The following is a 19,386-nucleotide window of genomic DNA, read 5'->3' on the forward strand; positions in this document are numbered from 1 at the left end:
GAGGGGAAGGGAGAGAAATGCAGCATCTGCAGAGTCGTCGCGTCACTCAGTTGGGATTCATCCTGTACGGGGTGTTCTTTCTCTTCGCGCACCTGGTTTTGAGTGACGACCAGCCAAGTGTCGCAGCCCTAACTCTTCATGTGCTGCAGATCCTCCTGCTGCCTGCCGGAATACTCTGGCCCCGTGCGTCAGCATTGCTTTTCGCATGCGCACAGGTGGGCTTGGCAGGGTGGGATCTCGGCGTGGGGTACACGGCCTTCGTGGGGCTGGCCTTCGTTGCTGTTCTCGGGGCGAAGAGGCAGGTGGTGGCGTCCATTCTGGTGGCGGCGTGCATTATCGTGACGTTGTTTTTCGACCCCGGCCAGGGGATACGGGAGGTCCCTGTTACGGCGGTGCTGTTGAATATTGTGATCTATGTGATCGCGATCGGTTCCGGGATATGGATCGGAAAGTCCATTGAAGAGCGAGGGAAACTCCGCGCGGCGGCGACAGCCCGCCGTGCGGAGTTACAGGAAGTGCTCCATGAGTCGGTCGCCGCCGGATTGAGCGGAGTGGTCGCGCGATTGCAGGTACTGGCCTTGCGTGCCGGGAAATCTCGTCCTGACCTGCGCGATGAGCTCGACGACATCGCCGACATGGTACGTGGAGTCACCGCGAATGTCCGGTTGCTCCTGGAGGCCGAGACGCAGGAAGCCGCACGATCAAGTGGGTCTCAGGTGGTCTCCGCGCCTGTTGCGCTGTCGTTGATGAAGACCCAATTGGAACAGTGCGGTTTCACTGTGGACTACGCCACGAACCTGGCTCCTGTCGTCGGCAGCACGCCCCGTTCCGCAGAGATCGGCAGAATTGTTCGGGAGATGACGACCAACGTGACCAAGTACGGTGATCGCGAGGTGCCCGTCAGAATACAGGCGGTGGAGACAAACTGCGATATCCAGATCGAGGTCGTCAACGGCATCCTCGCGGGAAGAAGAGGCGCCGATTCGACCGGGCTTGGATTGCAGTCCGTGACACAGCTGGCAGAAAAAGTAGGCGGCGAGTTCGAGTTCTCCCGCACAGGGAATCACTACAGATCGGCACTTTCGGTGCCAAAGGAGGAAGCGGAGTGAATCACATGACAGTGGCATCGTTTTTCATGTCGTTCGGGCTGGCCCACCCACCGGTGGAGCCGATGCTGTTCAACTGCCGGAAGTACCCCTACCTTCCGTGGTGCCTGACATGAGGTCGCTCCTCATCGTCGACGACGAGGAAGTGATCAGGCAATCACTCCCCGCCTACTTCGAGAAGGTGGATGAGATCGACGTCGTGGGAACCGCCGCCAACGGGGCCGAGGCCCTGCGCTATCTCCGCGCTCAGCGCTGTGATGCCGTGCTGTCGGATATCCGGATGCCGGACATGAACGGGGTCGAACTGCTGGAGGCTCTCCGAGACCTGCCACAGCCCCCGGTATTCATCGCCATGACCGGACTCGACTTTGATGATGTGATGATGGACCTGCTAGCCAGAGGGGCCGCCGGGTTTGTGGGTAAGACAGAGAGCGCTGCTGACGTGGTCGCGGCAGTCACTGATGCGCTCGGTGGAGGGACCGGCCTGTCTCCCCGACGCGTGAGCCGTCTGGTGGAGATAACCCTGGGGAAGCGACAGCTCCTGCGCCGACGCAGGAGCATTGCGATAGGAGTGACGGAAGAAGAGGAGGCGATACTCGATCTTCTCCTCGAAGGCTCCACGAACGCCACCATCGCGGAGCACCTGCATTATGCGGAAAGTACCATCAAGCGAAAGGTCTCTGTGTTGTTGAGAAAGTTTGGCGTGGTGAATCGAGCCGAACTGATCGCTAAATCTGCCTTCTTTCGCTAGCCGGTTCCTCGCAGAAGGTTTCTGTGGCGCCGGATCTGATGCCAGGTTTAGTCATTCCGGTTGCCGAAAAGGCCGAAGATGGTGAAAGTGGTAGCCAGGAGAAGTGAGGGATGGATGATGCTCTCGCGCATGCTGAGATACATGGACGGGATCCACAGCAGCAAACCGATTATCAAGAGAATGCGGATCGTCAGTCGGTACCACGGGGGAGATGTGGTCAGCCGTTGCTCAGGGGAGGGCTGGGCCATGCTTCGGGCCAGAAAATAGAGCGGTATGAGCTCCAGTAAAAGCACGAGCGCTGCTGCCAGAGGGTGTCCCGTCAGTGCGAGCCACGCGGCGATCGCTCCGATAGCGATGAACGCCGTCGTAGGCGCGACCCCCGGGGGAAAGTTCATGATGTGGTCGGTGTCCTTCCGCGTTATGCCCGGCATTGCTTAGTCAATCAAGCCGCTAAGAGAGCCGCGGGATTGATGGTCTGGTCATGCGTGATGCTATTCGTCCCGACGATTGTGGGCAGGGTTCTCGCCAGAGTTGATGCTTTGGTATTGCATGACCCCAGCATGCTTGCCGCCCCCACCAGTGGGTGCTATCCGGGCCTGTAGACTTACCGGCATGCTGCCTACGTCCCGCCTGCTCTCCTTCCTTCTGCTCGGCGTCGGGGTCGCCCTGCTGGTGGCGGGACTGGTCGCACCTCGTTTCCTTCCTGAAGATGCGCGTCTGCCGCTTGATCTGGGGGCCACGACGTACTCGCTCACCGACGCGGAGGCGCAGACCCGCCTTCCCGACGGGCGGGTCGTGACATCCCCGGTGACGCACCAGCTGCACATGGAGATCCAGAATCCGGCGGATGAGCATTCGGCGACCGTGCGGGTCGGCGAGACTCTCATGCGGGACAGTCAGCAGCAGGACCTGGACCGGCTCCTCAGCGCGGAGGTGTGGTCTTTCGGAGTGGACCGGCGCACCGGGGAGTTCACCACCCCGGCGACGTTGAGCAACCAGCTGGCCAGCCCGGTGAGCACCGTCGAGGTCGAGGGCGTGTGGCTGAAGTTCCCCACGGACGCGCAGCAGGGCACCTACGAGGTCTTCGATCCCACGCTGCGGGCGACCCGGCCGGCGGAGTTCGCGGAGGAGTTGGAGATGAACGGCCGCACAGTGCACCGTTACCGCCAGGAGATCGCGCCCACCGACCTGGCCGGCCTTTATGAATCTCCCTTCCACCTCATGGAGTTCGAGGACGGAGTGAGCGGTCACCGTCACTATGCGGCGACGCGGGATCTGCTCGTCGATAAGCAGTCGGGTCTGGTGGTGGAGATCCGCGAGGACGTCGACTCCTACTACGCGACCCCGGAGGGGGAGAAGCGGGAGCAGAACCTCCTCTTTGCGGGGCGCATGTCCCAGGAGCAGATCGACGCCCACCTGGCCGATGCCTCCGACATCCGGGACCCCGGCACGGCCGACATGATCCGCTGGGTCGTCGTCGCGGCCGGTGGTCTGCTGGCCCTGCTCGGCCTGGCCGGTGCGTTCGGCGCGTTCGGGCGGCGTCGATAAGCGGGGTCGTGGTAGAGTCCCCGCCTGAATCCGGCGGAAGCCCACCCAGCACCGGGGCTTTACAAAAGGTGGCTCGTGATATAGGCTACTTCGTTGCGCTGGAATTCGTCTCTGGTCGGCACCGTAACCTTGTTTCAAGGCAACTTGACAAGGTGATTTTGTGCTACCTGGGGACGGTCATTCCACAGCAGACCGAATGCTAAATCTACCAGCGGATTCGGTGGTTGCATCCCAGAGCAGCCACCGTCCCGCGTGAGGTGCTGGAAGGACCCATCTTGGCAGTCTCCCGCCAGACCAAGTCAGTGGCCGATATCCCTGGAACCCCCAAGCGTTACTCGTTCTCGAAGAACGAGGAGCCGATCGAGGTTCCGGGTCTCCTTGACCTGCAGCGTGAATCCTTTGCCTGGCTGATCGGTACGCCCGAGTGGCGCGCCCGCCAGCAGGAGGAGCGTGGGCCGGAGGCCCGCGTCACCAGTGGTCTCGAGGACATTCTCGACGAGCTCAGCCCGATTCAGGACTACTCCGAGAACATGTCGCTGTCCCTGTCCGCCCCCCGATTCGAGGATGTCAAGTACACCGTCGATGAGTGCAAGGACAAGGACATCAACTACTCCGCCCCGCTTTACGTGACGGCCGAGTTCATCAACAACGAAACACAGGAGATCAAGTCCCAGACGGTCTTCATCGGCGACTTCCCGATGATGACCGACAAGGGCACGTTCATCGTCAACGGCACCGAGCGTGTCGTGGTCTCCCAGCTGGTCCGCTCCCCGGGCGTCTACTTCGACCAGACCATCGACAAGTCGACGGAGCGCCCGCTGCACTCCGTCAAGGTCATCCCGTCCCGCGGCGCATGGCTCGAGTTCGACGTGGACAAGCGCGACACCGTCGGCGTGCGCATCGACCGCAAGCGTCGCCAGCCGGTCACCGTCCTGCTCAAGGCCCTCGGTTGGACCACCGAGCAGATCCAGGATCGTTTCGGCTTCTCCGAGATCATGATGTCCACCCTCGAGTCCGACGGTGTGGCCAACGTGGACGAGGCCCTGCTGGAGATCTACCGCAAGCAGCGTCCCGGCGAGCAGCCGACCCGCGATCTCGCACGTTCCCTGCTCGACAACGCCTTCTTCCGCCCGAAGCGCTACGACCTGGCCAAGGTCGGCCGTTACAAGGTCAACCGCAAGCTCGGCCTCGGCGGCGACCACGAGGGTCTGATGACCCTGACCGAAGAGGACATCGCCACCACCCTCGAGTACCTCGTCCGCCTGCACACCGGCGAGCGCACCATGACCTCCCCGACCGGCGAGATCATCCCGGTGAACACCGACGACATCGACCACTTCGGTAACCGTCGTCTGCGTACCGTGGGTGAGCTCATCCAGAACCAGGTCCGTGTCGGTCTGTCCCGCATGGAGCGTGTCGTGCGTGAGCGCATGACCACGCAGGACGCCGAGTCGATCACCCCGACCTCGCTGATCAACGTCCGCCCGGTCTCGGCCGCGATCCGTGAGTTCTTCGGCACCTCCCAGCTGTCCCAGTTCATGGACCAGAACAACTCGCTGTCGGGCCTGACCCACAAGCGTCGTCTCTCCGCGCTCGGCCCGGGTGGTCTGTCCCGTGAGCGCGCCGGCATCGAGGTCCGCGACGTGCACCCGTCCCACTACGGACGCATGTGCCCGATCGAGACCCCTGAGGGCCCGAACATCGGTCTGATCGGTTCCCTCTCCTCCTACGCCCGCGTCAACGCCTTCGGTTTCATCGAGACCCCGTACCTGCGCGTTGTCGACGGCCGCGTCACCGACGAGGTCCACTACCTCACCGCCGACGAGGAGGACCGCTACGCCATCGGCCAGGCGTCCACCGAGCGTGACGCCGAGGGTTACATCACCACCGACCGCGTCGAGGTCCGCCTCAAGGACGGCGACATCGGTGTGCGGGACGCCAAGGGCGTCGACTTCATCGACGTCTCCGCACGTCAGATGGTGTCCGTGGCCACCGCCATGATTCCCTTCCTCGAGCACGATGACGCCAACCGTGCCCTCATGGGTGCGAACATGCAGCGTCAGGCCGTGCCGCTGGTCCGCGCCGAGGCCCCCTTCGTGGGCACCGGCATGGAGAAGCGCGCCGCCTACGACGCCGGTGACATGGTCATCGCGCCGAAGTCCGGCGTCGTCGAGAACGTCTCCGCCGACCTCATCACCATCATGGACGACGAGGGCATCCGCGACACCTTCCTGCTGCGCAAGTTCGAGCGCACCAACCAGGGCACCTGCTACAACCAGACCCCGCTGGTGAACATCGGCGACCGCGTCGAGGCCGGCCAGGTCATCGCCGACGGTCCGGGCACGCACAACGGTGAGATGTCGCTGGGCCGCAACCTGCTCGTCGCCTTCATGCCGTGGGAGGGCCACAACTACGAGGATGCGATCATCCTCAACCAGCGCGTCGTGGAGGAGGACATCCTCACCTCGATCCACATCGAGGAGCACGAGATCGACGCCCGCGACACCAAGCTGGGCGCCGAGGAGATCACCCGGGAGATCCCGAACGTCTCCGAGGACGTCCTCCGCGACCTCGATGAGCGCGGCATCGTCCGCATCGGTGCCGACGTCCGCGCCGGCGACATCCTCGTCGGCAAGGTCACCCCGAAGGGCGAGACCGAGCTGACCCCGGAGGAGCGCCTGCTGCGCGCCATCTTCGGTGAGAAGGCCCGCGAGGTCCGTGACACCTCCATGAAGGTGCCGCACGGTGAGAACGGCAAGGTCATCGGCGTGCGTCGCTTCGCCCGCGAGGACGACGACGATCTGGCGCCGGGCGTCAACGAGATGATCCGCGTCTATGTCGCCCAGAAGCGCAAGATCCAGGACGGCGACAAGCTCGCCGGCCGCCACGGCAACAAGGGTGTCGTGGGCAAGATCCTGCCGCCCGAGGACATGCCCTTCATGCCCGACGGCACCCCGGTGGACATCATCCTGAACACCCACGGTGTCCCGCGTCGTATGAACATCGGCCAGGTCCTGGAGATCCACCTCGGCTGGCTGGCCGCCGCCGGCTGGTCCGTCGACCCCTCCAACCCGGAGAACGCCGAGCTCCTGGAGACCCTCCCCGAGGATCTCTACGACGTCCCGGCCCAGTCCCTGACCGCCACCCCGGTCTTCGACGGTGCCTCCAACGAGGAACTCGCCGGCCTGCTGCGCAACTCCCGCCCCAACCGTGACGGCGACGTCATGGTCAACGCGGACGGCAAGGCCGTGCTTTTCGACGGCCGCTCCGGTGAGCCCTTCCCGTACCCGGTTTCCGTGGGCTACATGTACCTGCTCAAGCTCCACCACCTGGTGGACGAGAAGATCCACGCCCGCTCCACCGGCCCGTACTCCATGATCACCCAGCAGCCGCTCGGCGGTAAGGCCCAGTTCGGTGGCCAGCGCTTCGGTGAGATGGAGGTGTGGGCGATGCAGGCTTATGGCGCCGCCTACACCCTGCAGGAGCTGCTGACGATCAAGTCCGATGACGTCGTCGGCCGTGTCAAGGTCTACGAGGCCATCGTCAAGGGCGAGAACATCCCCGACCCGGGTATCCCGGAGTCCTTCAAGGTTCTCCTCAAGGAGCTGCAGTCCCTGTGCCTTAACGTGGAGGTCCTCTCCGCCGACGGCACGCCGATGGAACTGTCCGGCACCGACGACGACGACCTCGACTCGGCCGGTTCCTCGCTGGGCATCAACCTGTCCCGCGATGAGCACTCCGACGTCGACGCCTCCTAACCTCTAACCCGATATTCGCCATTCAATCCCTCCCCGCCGGGAGGGGAAAGGGAGTTACGTGTTCGACGTAAACCTCTTCGAAGAGCTCCGCATCGGCCTGGCCACTGCCGACGACATTCGCCGCTGGTCCAAGGGCGAGGTCAAGAAGCCGGAGACCATCAACTACCGCACCCTCAAGCCGGAGAAGGACGGTCTCTTCTGCGAGCGCATTTTCGGCCCCACCCGGGACTGGGAGTGTGCCTGCGGCAAGTACAAGCGGGTCCGCTATAAGGGCATCATCTGTGAGCGCTGTGGCGTCGAGGTGACCAAGTCCAAGGTCCGTCGTGAGCGCATGGGCCACATCGAGCTGGCCGCCCCGGTCACGCACATCTGGTACTTCAAGGGTGTGCCGTCCCGCCTGGGCTACCTGCTGGACCTCGCTCCGAAGGATCTCGAGCGGATCATCTACTTCGCCGCGAACATCATCACCTCCGTCGACGACGAGGCACGTCACAACGACCTGTCCACCCTCGAGGCAGACATGCTGCTCGAGAAGAAGGACGTCGAGGCCGACGCCGAGTCCGAGATCGCCGAGCGTGCCGCCAAGCTCGAGGAGGACCTCGCCGAGCTGGAGGCCGCCGGCGCCAAGGCCGACGCCCGCCGCAAGGTGCAGACCGCCGCCGACAAGGAGATGCAGCACATCCGCGAGCGCGCGGAGCGTGAGATCGACCGTCTCGAGGAGATCTGGCAGACCTTCGTCAAGCTGGCTCCGAAGCAGATGATCATCGACGAGACCGTCTACGAGGAGCTCCTCGACCGCTACGAGGAGTACTTCACCGGCGGCATGGGCGCCGAGGCGATCCAGACCCTCATCCGCAACTTCGACCTCGACGCCGAGGCCGAGGAGCTGCACACCATCATCAACGAGGGCAAGGGCCAGCGTAAGATGCGCGCGCTCAAGCGCCTCAAGGTTGTCGCCGCGTTCCAGCGTTCCGGCAACGACCCGGCCGGCATGGTCCTCGACTGCATCCCGGTGATCCCGCCGGAGCTGCGCCCGATGGTCCAGCTCGACGGTGGCCGTTTCGCCACCTCCGACCTCAACGACCTCTACCGTCGCGTGATCAACCGCAACAACCGCCTCAAGCGCATGATCGATCTCGGCGCGCCCGAGATCATCGTGAACAACGAGAAGCGCATGCTGCAGGAGTCCGTCGACGCCCTCTTCGACAACGGTCGTCGCGGCCGTCCGGTCACCGGACCGGGCAACCGTCCGCTGAAGTCCCTGTCCGATCTGCTCAAGGGCAAGCAGGGTCGTTTCCGTCAGAACCTGCTGGGTAAGCGCGTCGACTACTCCGGCCGTTCCGTCATCATCGTCGGCCCGCAGCTCAAGCTCCACGAGTGTGGTCTGCCGAAGCTCATGGCGCTGGAGCTGTTCAAGCCCTTCGTCATGAAGCGTCTGGTGGAGAACGACTACGCGCAGAACATCAAGTCCGCCAAGCGCATGGTCGAGCGTCAGCGTCCCGAGGTGTGGGACGTGCTCGAGGAGGCCATCTCCGAGCACCCCGTCATGCTCAACCGTGCCCCCACCCTGCACCGCCTGGGCATCCAGGCCTTCGAGCCCAAACTCGTCGAGGGTAAGGCCATCCAGCTGCACCCGCTGGCCTGTGAGGCCTTCAACGCCGACTTCGATGGTGACCAGATGGCCGTTCACCTGCCGCTGTCCGCGGAGGCGCAGGCCGAGGCGCGCGTGCTCATGCTCGCCTCGAACAACATCCTCTCCCCGGCGTCGGGTAAGCCGCTGGCCATGCCGCGTCTGGACATGGTCACCGGTCTGTACTTCCTGACCATGGACAAGAAGGCCGACGAGATCGGCGGCCAGGGCGGTTACCGTCCGGCCGATTCCGAGGGCCCGGAGCGGGGCGTCTACTCGTCCTTCGCCGAGGCCATCATGGCCCGTGACCTGGGTGTCCTGGGTCTGCAGGCGCCGATCCGCGTCCGCATCTCGCACCTGCGTCCGCCGGCCGACATCGAGGCCGAGCAGTTCCCCGACGGCTGGGAGCAGGGCCAGGTCTGGACCGCCGAGACCACCCTGGGTCGCGTCATGTTCAACGAGCTGCTGCCGTGGAACTACCCGTACCTCGAGGGCGTCATGGTCCGTAAGGGCGGCGGCACGGGCTTCATCATGCTCGGCGACGTGATCAACGATCTCGCCGCCAAGTACCCGATGATCACCGTGTCCCAGACCATGGACAAGATGAAGGACGCCGGCTTCTACTGGGCGACCCGTTCCGGCGTCACCATCGCCATGTCCGACGTTCTGGTCCTCCCCAACAAGGAGGAGATCCTCGAGCGTTACGAGGCCGAGGCCCGCGAGATCGAGCGCAAGTTCTGGGTCATGGGCGCGCTGCGTGAGCGCGACCGCTACGACCGTCTCGTCGAGCTGTGGCAGGACGCCACGAACAAGGTCGGTAAGGCCGTCGAGGAGCTCTACCCCGACGACAACCCGATCCCGATGATCGTGAAGTCCGGCGCCGCCGGCAACATGCGTCAGATCTGGACCCTGGCCGGCATGAAGGGCATGGTCGTGAACTCCAAGGGTGACTACATCACCCGCCCGATCAAGACCTCCTTCCGTGAGGGCCTGTCGGTTCTGGAGTACTTCAACAACTCCCACGGTTCCCGTAAGGGCCTGGCAGATACCGCCCTGCGTACCGCCGACTCCGGTTACCTCACCCGTCGTCTTGTCGACGTCGCCCAGGACGTCATCGTCCGCGAGGACGACTGCGGCACCCGCCAGGGTGTCCGCGTCCCGGTCGCCGTGCCCGTCAAGGACGCCGACGGCAACGTCTCCGGCTACCGCGAGCACCCGCTGGTGGAGACCTCCGTCTCCGGACGAGTCTTCGCCACCGAGGTCACCGACGAGTCCGGTGCCGTCCTCTTCGAGGCCGGTTCCGACCTCACCGATGAGGCCGTCGATAAGCTTGTTGAGCTCGGCATCGCCGAGGTCAAGGTGCGCTCCGTGCTCACCTGCCAGACCCACACCGGTGTCTGCGCCAAGTGCTACGGCAAGTCCATGGCCTCCGGCCAGCTGGTCGACATCGGCGAGGCCGTCGGCATCGTCGCCGCCCAGTCGATCGGTGAGCCCGGTACCCAGCTGACCATGCGTACCTTCCACCAGGGTGGTGTCGGTGGCGACATCACCGGCGGTCTTCCGCGTGTCCAGGAGCTGTTCGAGGCCCGCGTGCCGAAGAACGCCTCCCCGATCGCGGAGTTCTCCGGCACCGTCGCTCTCGAGGATGACGGCAACTTCTACAAGCTCATCCTCACCTCCGACGACGGCAACGAGGAGAAGATCTACGAGAAGCTGTCCAAGCGACAGGGTCTCGCCCAGGTCAAGGTCCCCATGGACAACAACCCCGCCGTGTTCATCGAGCGCACCCTGCGCGACGGTGACCACGTCGAGCTGGGCGACCGCCTGCTCCGCGGCCCCGCCGACCCGCATGACGTCCTGCGCGTCCTGCGTCGTCGCGGTGTCGAGAAGCACCTCATCGACGAAGTGCAGGCCGTGTACCGCACCCAGGGTGTGGCCATCCACGACAAGCACATCGAGATCATCATCCGCCAGATGCTGCGCCGCGGTACCGTCATCGACGCCGGTTCCACCGAGTTCCTCCCCGGAACCCTCGTCGACCTCACCGAGGCCCGCCGCATCAACGCGGCGGTCCGCGCCGAGGGCGGCCAGCCGGCCGAGCTGCGCGACCAGATCATGGGCATCACCAAGGCCTCGCTGGCCACGGAGTCCTGGCTGTCCGCCGCGTCGTTCCAGGAGACCACGCGTGTCCTTACCGACGCCGCGATCAACAAGCGCTCCGACCAGCTCATCGGTCTCAAGGAGAACGTGATCATCGGTAAGCTGATCCCGGCCGGTACCGGTATCTCCCGCTACCGCAACATCCAGGTCAAGCCGACCGAGGCGGCCCGCAACGCGGCCTACTCGATCCCGACCTACGGTGACTCCATCTACGGTGACGACGGCTACGCCGAGTTCACCGGCGCCTCCGTCCCGCTGGACGAGGACTTCCAGATGTAGTTCCGCACGACCGAAACCCCCGACCTGGTGTCGGGGGTTTCGCATTGGTGCCACCTTGCGTTGGCACGTGAACTTCTGGGCCCTACGCCATAACCCCAGGTCGCGGGGTGGGGTGGGTGTGGTTCACGTGCCAACCCAAGGGGGAGGGGGGCCACCTTGCGTTGGCACGTGAGGTAATGGTCCCTGCGCCATAACCCCAGGTCGCGGGGTGGGGTGGGTGTGGTTCACGTGCCAACCCAAGGGGGGAGGGGGTCACCAGGTGGTGTCGCCCCGGAAAATAGCGTCAACACCGCCGTCGATGAAGATGACCTGACCGCAGAGGTGGGTGTTGGCAGGGGAGGAAAGCCAGGAGAGGAGTTCTGCCGCGGACTCCGCTGGCATCCACCCGTTGAGGGGCATGGGGACCTGCTCCTCGAGTTGGGCGCGGCCCTCCGGGGAATTCACCAGCGGCTCCGTCATGGGGGAGAGGACCACTCCCGGGGCGATCGCGTTGAGGGGGATGCCGGCCCCGGCCCATTCCGGGGTGGGGGCGTTCTTTCTCACCCAGCGGGCGATGGCCTGCTTGGAGGTGGAGTAGTTGAGGTAGCCGACCTCGGGCCCGGCGTCCGCGAGGGCCTGGCCGCGGGTGATGGCGGCCTCCTCGTTGGCGTCGATAAGCGCGGCGAGCAGCTCCTCGTCGGCCGGTTGGAGGGAGGCCATGGAGGCGGTGACGACGGCGCGCGGGGCATCGGAGGCGAGCAGCAGCGGCCGGAGCCCTTCCAGGGTGGCGAGGGCGCCGAAGTAGTTGACCTGCACGGTCGCGGGGATGGGGGCGGAGATGCCGGCGTTGGCGATGACGGCGTCGAGACGCCCCTGCGAGAGCTCGCGTGCCGCGTCGATCATGTGCTGGCGGCCTTCCCCGGTGGAAAGGTCGGCGGTGATGTCGGCGTCGCGGAGGTCGACGCCGATGACCTGATGCCCCTGGGCGGTGAGGAGCTCGGAAGTGGCGGCGCCGATGCCGCTGGCGGAACCGGTGACGAGGTAGGTACGGGACATGGGGATTGCCTTTCTATCGGGCGCCGCGCGCCTTGCGGGTGACACCCACGCCACCCATGAGTGCCAGGCCGCGGAAGCGGATGACGGGGGCGTCGGCGGGGACGTCCTCGCGGCGGAGGGTGACGCTCTTGTCGTCGGTGACCCCGAAGCCGCCCATGATGCCGACGCCGTCGCTGATGATGTGGACGTCCTCGGGGACGATGATCTCGATTCCACCCATGACGGCGATGGCGTTGATGACCGTCTCCCGGGAGCCGAGGCGGGCCTGCCGCAGATCGATGCCGGTGCCACCCATGATCGCCAGGGAGGTGTGGGTCGGCGCGCAGAGCCAGTCGCCGGCGCGCTCGGAGCCACCCATGATGGCGAGGCTGAAGGCGTCGCCGCCGGGCTCCCCGGTCACCTGCGTGACCTGCGGTGTGTGGTCGGGGCGCACGGCCGGCACGCGCTGCTGGAGGACGGCGGCGGGATCCGGGAAGAGATCGGCCAGCGGGAGCGCCAGCTCGTCGAGGTACTTCGTGGCCCAGACCGTCTGGGAACGCTCCTCGAACTCGCGGTAGTCGAGCTGGCCCTGGGAGAAGGCCGCGCTGAGGGCGTTGGCGGCGCGCTGCCGGTCGTCGTCGCTGGCTCGGATACGGTGCGGATCGGGGGTGTTCATGAACCCGATGGTACGGCGTGCCAGCGCTCGAGGCTGGCCAGCAGAAGCCGGTCGGACTCCTCCTTCGCGTGCCGGTTGGCCTCGGGCGTGCCGCCGAGCATGGTCTCCCAGCTATTGCCGTACTCGGTGATATCGGTGGAGAAGAGATGGCCGGCCGCGGGGAAGATGTGGGGTTCCAGGCGGGGATTCTGCGCGGCCAACGCCCGCGCGGCGACATCCCCCTGCCACATGGCGTCGGCGTCCCCGGCGAAGAGGAGGCCGTCCCCGGCGAAGGAGGAGATGTCGATGCGGGCCTGCTCCAGGGCCTCCCGCGCGGCCTCCTCATAGTTCGCGCGATAGGAGACGGGCAGGCCGATGATGGTCCGGGCGACCATGCCCGGGTCGAAGGGGAACTGCGCGAAAGGCACCGGCTGCCCCTGCCAGGTGAAGCTGCTGGTCTGCTCCTGGGACTCGAACTGCAGGCCCGCGTAGGTGTACTCGGCGGGTGTGTAGAGCACGATGTGGTCGATCTCCGGGTAGCGGGCCGCGAGGTTGGCGGTCAGCTCCGCACCCTTGGAGGTGCCGATGACCGTCAGCGGCCCGGGGTGGGCCTGGTGCTGTTCCACCCAGTCGAGGGCCTCCCGGAAGAACTCCAGTGGTACCTCGGAGAGGTACTCCTGCTGGCCGGACTGCCCGAAGAAGTAGAGGGCGAGCACCTCGTGGCCGTGCTCGGCGAGCTGGCGGGCCTGGGCGTCGCCGGCGCTGCCCTCGGAGCCGCCGAAGACGATGACCGTGCCCGGGCGCGCGACGTCAGGGGTGGTGGGGGAGTAGTGGATACCCCGCAGGTACTCGCCGTCGACAGCCGCGCCGCCGTGGCTGAGCGCCTGGGTGCGGTCGGTGACGTCGGGGCCGGGGAAGGCGTAGTGGTTGATGTTGTAGGTGCGCACGCCCCAGACCGTCAGGAGAAGAAGAACGAGCACGGCCACCAGCGCCGCGATCACCTTGAGGAACGTTCTCATGGATGCACTCCTTAAAATGTGTTTGCCTCCCAAAGTACGGGAATCGCGGTCGAGTACAGAGGGATTTGGGAACCGCAGGGGGATTCCGGTACAGTTCTCCCCAGTCCCACGTCTTCATGGTGGGAGCCTTACTTCCTCCCGGTAGGCCAGCGAGAGCGGCTGACTGGGTTGCCCACGTTTAAAAGCACGTGCGGATCATGGGCGTCAAGGCGAAGAATCTTCCGAAATCTCTCGGTCGGCCTATCCGGCCGGATATGCCGATCAACACAGAAAGACGGTTATGCCCACTATTCAGCAGCTGATCCGCAAGGGTCGCCACGACAAGACCGCGAAGGTCAACTCCGCGGCACTGAAGGGTTCCCCGCAGCGTCGCGGCGTGTGCACCCGTGTCTACACCACCACCCCGAAGAAGCCGAACTCCGCTCTGCGTAAGGTCGCCCGCGTGCGCCTGACCACCGGCGTCGAGGTCTCCGCCTACATCCCGGGTGAGGGCCACAACCTGCAGGAGCACTCCATGGTGCTCGTCCGCGGCGGTCGCGTGAAGGACCTCCCGGGTGTCCGCTACAAGATCGTGCGCGGCACCCTCGACACCCAGGGTGTCAAGGACCGCAAGCAGGCCCGCTCCCGCTACGGCGCCAAGAAGGGACAGTAAACAATGCGTAAGAACCGTGCTCCCGAGCGTCCGGTCGTCAAGGACCCGGTCTACAGCTCTGAGGTTGTGACCCAGCTCGTCAACAAGGTGCTGCTCGACGGCAAGAAGTCCACCGCTGAGCGTATCGTCTACGGCGCCCTCGAGGCCTGCCGTGAGAAGACCGGCACCGATCCGGTCGGCACCCTCGAGAAGGCTCTGGGCAACATCCGCCCGGACCTCGAGGTCCGCTCCCGCCGCGTCGGTGGCGCCACCTACCAGGTGCCGGTGGAGGTCCGTCCGGGCCGCGCCAACACCCTGGCTCTCCGGTGGCTGGTCACCTTCACCCGTCAGCGTCGTGAGAACACCATGATCGACCGTCTCGCCAACGAGATCCTGGATGCGTCCAACGGTCTCGGTGCCTCCGTGAAGCGCCGCGAGGACGTCCACAAGATGGCCGAGGCCAACCGCGCCTTCGCCCACTACCGCTGGTAGTACAGGGATACACCTCGATGGCCCAATCGACAGTTGCTTTCCGCCGTCCCGGACGGCCCTGAAGCGACTGATCGTTGGGCCTTCGGTGTCTCCGAGGGAATTCACCCTCCACGATGAGCTGCTGGTGCCGTAAACTGGTGTGTCGGCGACAGATGCCAGTACGGCCATTCAATGGCAGTATTGAACGAGAACTATCCACATGACGGCGTCCGCCCGGGCGTCGGAGATCTACAAGTTGGGGTAAGACTGTGGCACAAGAAGTGCTTAAGGATCTGAACAAGGTCCGCAACATCGGCATCATGGCCCACATCGATGCCGGTAAGACCACCACGACCGAGCGCATTCTCTTCTACACCGGTATCAACCGTAAGGTCGGCGAGACCCACGACGGTGGCGCCACCACGGACTGGATGGAGCAGGAGAAGGAGCGCGGTATCACCATCACCTCCGCTGCGGTCACCTGTTTCTGGGACAACAACCAGATCAACATCATCGACACCCCGGGTCACGTCGACTTCACCGTCGAGGTGGAGCGTTCCCTGCGTGTTCTCGATGGCGCCATCGCCGTCTTCGACGGCAAGGAGGGCGTGGAGCCGCAGTCCGAGCAGGTCTGGCGTCAGGCCACCAAGTACGACGTCCCGCGTATCTGCTTCGTCAACAAGATGGACAAGCTGGGCGCTGACTTCTACTACACCGTCGGCACCATCGTCGACCGCCTGGGCGCCAAGCCGCTGGTCATGCAGCTGCCGATCGGCGCTGAGGATGACTTCGACGGCGTCGTCGACCTCGTTGACATGAAGGCGCTGACCTGGCGCGGCAAGACCGAGATCGGCACCGAGGCCACCGTCGAGGAGATCCCGGCTGACCTGCAGGAGCGCGCCGAGGAGTACCGCGAGAAGCTGCTCGAGACCGTCGCTGAGTCCGACGAGGCCCTCATGGAGAAGTACTTCGGCGGCGAGGAGCTGACCAAGGAAGAGATCCAGGGCGCCATCCGCAAGATGGTCGTCAACTCGGAGATCTACCCGGTCTTCTGTGGCACCGCCTACCGCAACAAGGGTGTCCAGCCGCTGCTCGACGCCGCTGTTGCCTACCTCCCCAGCCCGCTGGACGTCGGCGAGGTCATCGGCTCCGCCGTCAACGACCCGGAAGAGAAGATCGCCCGTAAGCCCTCCGTCGACGAGCCCTTCTCGGCGCTGGCCTTCAAGATCGCTGCTCACCCGTTCTTCGGCAAGCTGACCTTCGTGCGCGTCTACTCCGGCCGCGTGGAGCCGGGCGATCAGGTCCAGAACTCCACCAAGGGCAAGCGCGAGCGCATCGGCAAGCTCTTCCAGATGCACGCCAACAAGGAGAACCCGGTCGAGGAGGCCCTCGCCGGCAACATCTACGCGTTCATCGGCCTGAAGGACACCACCACCGGTGACACCCTCTGCGCCTCTGACGCTCAGATCATCCTCGAGTCCATGGACTTCCCGGACCCGGTCATCAAGGTCTCCATCGAGCCGAAGACCAAGGCCGACCAGGAGAAGCTCGGCGTCGCCATCGGCAAGCTCGCCGAAGAGGACCCGACCTTCACCGTCGAGCTCGACGAGGAGTCCGGCCAGACCGTCATCGGCGGCATGGGCGAGCTGCACCTCGACGTCCTCGTCGACCGCATGAAGCGCGAGTTCAAGGTCGAGGCCAACGTGGGTGCCCCGCAGGTCGCGTACCGCGAGACCATCCGCAAGCCCGTCGAGAAGCTCGAGTACACCCACAAGAAGCAGACCGGTGGTTCGGGTCAGTTCGCGAAGGTCATCATCGGCATCGAGCCCTACGCTCCGGGCGAGGATGAGCTCGAGGAGGGCCAGTCCCCGCTGTACTTCTTCAACAACGCCGTCACCGGTGGTCGTATCCCGAAGGAGTACATCCCCTCGGTCGACGCCGGCATCCAGGACGCGATGCAGTACGGCTACCTCGCCGGCTACCCGCTGGTGAACATCAAGGCCACCCTCATCGACGGTCAGTACCACGACGTCGACTCCTCGGAGATGGCGTTCAAGATCGCCGGTTCCCAGGCGCTGAAGGAGGCCGTCGCCAAGGCGAAGCCGGTTCTCCTCGAGCCGCTCATGGCCGTCGAGGTCATCACCCCGGAGGAGTACATGGGTGATGTCATCGGTGACATCAACTCCCGCCGTGGCCAGGTCAATGCCATGGAGGACCGCACCGGCGCCAAGGTCGTCAAGGCCAAGGTTCCGCTGTCCGAGATGTTCGGTTACGTCGGTGACCTGCGTTCCAAGACCCAGGGCCGCGCGAACTACTCCATGGTGTTCGACTCCTACGCGGAGGTCCCCTCCAGCGTCTCCGAGGCGATCATCTCCGAGCGCACCGGCGCTTAAGGGCTCTGCCCGGTTGCTTATCGACGCCCCGTGCCGGCGTCAATAAGCAGGCTGGGTAGCGGTCGCGCTGAGCAGGCACCGATGAGGTGTCGGCTGAGCCGGCCGTTACCCACCGTGTGATCTAGTCGGCCGCGGTTTGAAAAAACGGCGGTGGAAATCTAGGATCGTGTAACTGGCACAATGTGAAACGCCACCGGCTTGTTCCGGCATGGCGAAAGTCAACCACGTGGCTGCGAAGGTCGTAGCCACCATGAAGTCCAGGAGGACATACAGTGGCAAAGGCGAAGTTCGAGCGTACGAAGCCCCACGTCAACATCGGCACCATCGGTCACGTCGACCACGGCAAGACCACCACCACTGCCGCCATCACCAAGGTTCTGGCCGACAAGTACCCGGACCTCAACGAGTCCTTCGCCTACGACGCCATCGATAAGGCGCCGGAGGAGAAGGAGCGTGGCATCACGATCAACATCTCCCACGTGGAGTACCAGACCGAGAAGCGTCACTACGCTCACGTCGATGCCCCGGGTCACGCCGACTACATCAAGAACATGATCACCGGCGCAGCCCAGATGGACGGTGCCATCCTCGTGGTCGCCGCTACCGACGGCCCGATGCCGCAGACCCGCGAGCACGTGCTGCTGGCTCGCCAGGTCGGCGTCCCCTACATCCTCGTGGCACTGAACAAGTGCGACATGGTCGACGATGAGGAGATCATCGAGCTCGTCGAGATGGAGGTCCGCGAGCTGCTGGCTGAGCAGGACTACGACGAGGATGCCCCGATCATCCACATCTCCGCTCTCGGCGCCCTCAACGGCGAAGAGAAGTGGGTCGACTCCGTCCTCGAGCTCATGCAGGCCTGCGATGACTCCATCCCGGACCCGGAGCGCGAGACCGACAAGCCGTTCCTGATGCCGGTCGAGGACATCTTCACCATCACCGGTCGCGGCACCGTCGTCACCGGCCGCGTCGAGCGCGGTCAGCTCAACGTGAACGAGGATGTCGAGATCATCGGCATCAAGGAGAAGTCCACCACCACCACCGTCACCGGTATCGAGATGTTCCGTAAGCTTCTCGACTACACCGAGGCCGGCGACAACTGTGGTCTGCTGCTCCGCGGCATCAAGCGCGAGGACGTCGAGCGCGGCCAGGTCATCATCAAGCCGGGCGCTTACTCCCCGCACACCGAGTTCGAGGGTTCCGTCTACGTCCTGTCCAAGGACGAGGGCGGCCGCCACACCCCGTTCTTCGACAACTACCGCCCGCAGTTCTACTTCCGCACCACCGACGTCACCGGTGTCGTGAAGCTGCCGGAGGGCACCGAGATGGTCATGCCGGGCGACAACGTCGACATGACTGTCACCCTGATCCAGCCGGTCGCCATGGACGAGGGCCTGCGCTTCGCTATCCGCGAGGGCTCCCGCACCGTCGGCGCTGGCCGTGTCACCAAGATCCTGAAGTAAGTCACCTTACTGATCTGACCTGAAGGGCCCGGTGGAATTGTTTCCACCGGCCCCTTTCAGATTCCTGCATACATGGGGTATCTTCTTTCCCATGCTCAGAACGATTCTCGGCGCCAAGATCCACCGCGCCACCGTCACGCAGGCCGACCTCAATTACGTCGGCTCCGTCACGGTGGACGCTGACCTGCTCGCCGCGGCCGGCCTCATCGAGGGGGAGAAGGTCGCCATCGTCGACGTCACCAACGGGGCCCGCCTGGAGACCTACGTCATCACCGGCCGTCCCGGCACGGGCGAGATCTGCATCAACGGTGCCGCCGCGCACCTCATTCACCCGGGTGACATCGTCATCCTCATCTCCTACCTGCAGGCCACCCTCGAGGAGGCCCTGGAGTACGAGCCGCGCATCGTCCACGTCGACGCGGACAACCGCATCGTCGCCCTGGGCAATGACCTCGCCGAGGCCGTCCCGGGTTCGGACACCGTCTCCGCCCGTTTCTGATGCACGATC

General features: G+C 64.8%; 14 protein-coding genes. 10 read left to right on the plus strand and 4 right to left on the minus strand.

Features of this window, described 5'->3' with window-relative positions; genetic code table 11:
* The first annotated feature begins 17 nt into the window (after positions 1–17).
* Positions 18–1,109: a sensor histidine kinase gene (locus ACFPUZ_RS10995; protein WP_377001944.1), complete on the plus strand. Its 1,092-nt coding sequence runs from the start codon at positions 18–20 to the stop codon at positions 1,107–1,109.
* A gap of 109 nt (positions 1,110–1,218) precedes the next feature.
* Positions 1,219–1,857, plus strand: a complete 639-nt coding sequence (locus tag ACFPUZ_RS11000; protein WP_377001945.1) for a response regulator transcription factor — start codon at positions 1,219–1,221, stop codon at positions 1,855–1,857.
* A gap of 47 nt (positions 1,858–1,904) precedes the next feature.
* Here ACFPUZ_RS11000 and ACFPUZ_RS11005 read toward each other — a convergent pair whose 3' ends face one another.
* A complete protein-coding gene (locus tag ACFPUZ_RS11005; protein ID WP_377001946.1) occupies positions 1,905–2,252 on the minus strand; it encodes a hypothetical protein in 348 nt (115 codons plus the stop codon).
* 217 nt (positions 2,253–2,469) lie between these two features.
* On the opposite strand from ACFPUZ_RS11005, the gene pgfA reads away from it, so the two are divergent.
* The 3 genes from pgfA (at position 2,470) to ACFPUZ_RS11020 (ending at position 11,232) form a co-directional block, all read left to right on the plus strand.
* The gene (pgfA, locus tag ACFPUZ_RS11010; protein ID WP_377001947.1) at positions 2,470–3,405 is read left to right on the plus strand and encodes a cell envelope lipid trafficking protein PgfA; all 936 of its coding nucleotides are present in this window, start codon (positions 2,470–2,472) and stop codon (positions 3,403–3,405) included.
* Positions 3,406–3,662: 257 nt separating this feature from the next.
* The gene (rpoB, locus tag ACFPUZ_RS11015) at positions 3,663–7,163 is read left to right on the plus strand and encodes a DNA-directed RNA polymerase subunit beta (RefSeq protein ID WP_377001948.1); all 3,501 of its coding nucleotides are present in this window, start codon (positions 3,663–3,665) and stop codon (positions 7,161–7,163) included.
* 58 nt (positions 7,164–7,221) lie between these two features.
* Positions 7,222–11,232: a DNA-directed RNA polymerase subunit beta' gene (locus ACFPUZ_RS11020; RefSeq protein ID WP_377001949.1), complete on the plus strand. Its 4,011-nt coding sequence runs from the start codon at positions 7,222–7,224 to the stop codon at positions 11,230–11,232.
* 252 nt (positions 11,233–11,484) lie between these two features.
* Here ACFPUZ_RS11020 and ACFPUZ_RS11025 read toward each other — a convergent pair whose 3' ends face one another.
* Genes ACFPUZ_RS11025 through ACFPUZ_RS11035 form a run of 3 tightly spaced genes read right to left on the minus strand, consistent with a single transcriptional unit; the run spans position 11,485 to position 13,920 of the window.
* Positions 11,485–12,267 carry an SDR family oxidoreductase gene (locus tag ACFPUZ_RS11025; protein ID WP_377001950.1) on the minus strand — a complete coding sequence of 261 codons (783 nt, stop codon included), beginning with the start codon at positions 12,265–12,267 and terminating at the stop codon, positions 11,485–11,487.
* Positions 12,268–12,280: 13 nt separating this feature from the next.
* The gene (locus tag ACFPUZ_RS11030) at positions 12,281–12,922 is read right to left on the minus strand and encodes a DUF1707 SHOCT-like domain-containing protein (RefSeq protein WP_377001951.1); all 642 of its coding nucleotides are present in this window, start codon (positions 12,920–12,922) and stop codon (positions 12,281–12,283) included.
* The gene (locus ACFPUZ_RS11035; protein WP_377001952.1) at positions 12,919–13,920 is read right to left on the minus strand and encodes an alpha/beta hydrolase; all 1,002 of its coding nucleotides are present in this window, start codon (positions 13,918–13,920) and stop codon (positions 12,919–12,921) included. Before ACFPUZ_RS11035 ends, ACFPUZ_RS11030 begins: the two co-directional genes overlap by 4 nt.
* A 280-nt stretch (positions 13,921–14,200) precedes the next feature.
* On the opposite strand from ACFPUZ_RS11035, the gene rpsL reads away from it, so the two are divergent.
* The 5 genes from rpsL (at position 14,201) to panD (ending at position 19,377) form a co-directional block, all read left to right on the plus strand.
* Positions 14,201–14,572, plus strand: coding sequence for a 30S ribosomal protein S12 (gene rpsL, locus ACFPUZ_RS11040; protein WP_377001953.1), 372 nt, complete (start codon positions 14,201–14,203; stop codon positions 14,570–14,572).
* A 3-nt stretch (positions 14,573–14,575) separates the two neighbouring features.
* Positions 14,576–15,043, plus strand: a complete 468-nt coding sequence (rpsG, locus tag ACFPUZ_RS11045; protein WP_377001954.1) for a 30S ribosomal protein S7 — start codon at positions 14,576–14,578, stop codon at positions 15,041–15,043.
* A 248-nt stretch (positions 15,044–15,291) separates the two neighbouring features.
* On the plus strand, positions 15,292–17,415 hold the full coding sequence (fusA, locus tag ACFPUZ_RS11050) for an elongation factor G (RefSeq protein ID WP_377001955.1): 2,124 nt from the start codon (positions 15,292–15,294) through the stop codon (positions 17,413–17,415).
* A 272-nt stretch (positions 17,416–17,687) separates the two neighbouring features.
* The gene (tuf, locus tag ACFPUZ_RS11055) at positions 17,688–18,878 is read left to right on the plus strand and encodes an elongation factor Tu (protein ID WP_377001956.1); all 1,191 of its coding nucleotides are present in this window, start codon (positions 17,688–17,690) and stop codon (positions 18,876–18,878) included.
* 91 nt (positions 18,879–18,969) lie between these two features.
* Positions 18,970–19,377 (plus strand): aspartate 1-decarboxylase, encoded by a 408-nt coding sequence (gene panD / locus ACFPUZ_RS11060; protein WP_377001957.1) that lies wholly within the window; start codon positions 18,970–18,972, stop codon positions 19,375–19,377.
* Positions 19,378–19,386: the final 9 nt, after the last annotated feature.

Source organism: Corynebacterium nasicanis (genome assembly GCF_042658165.1).
GTDB classification, from domain to species: Bacteria; Actinomycetota; Actinomycetes; order Mycobacteriales; family Mycobacteriaceae; genus Corynebacterium; species Corynebacterium nasicanis.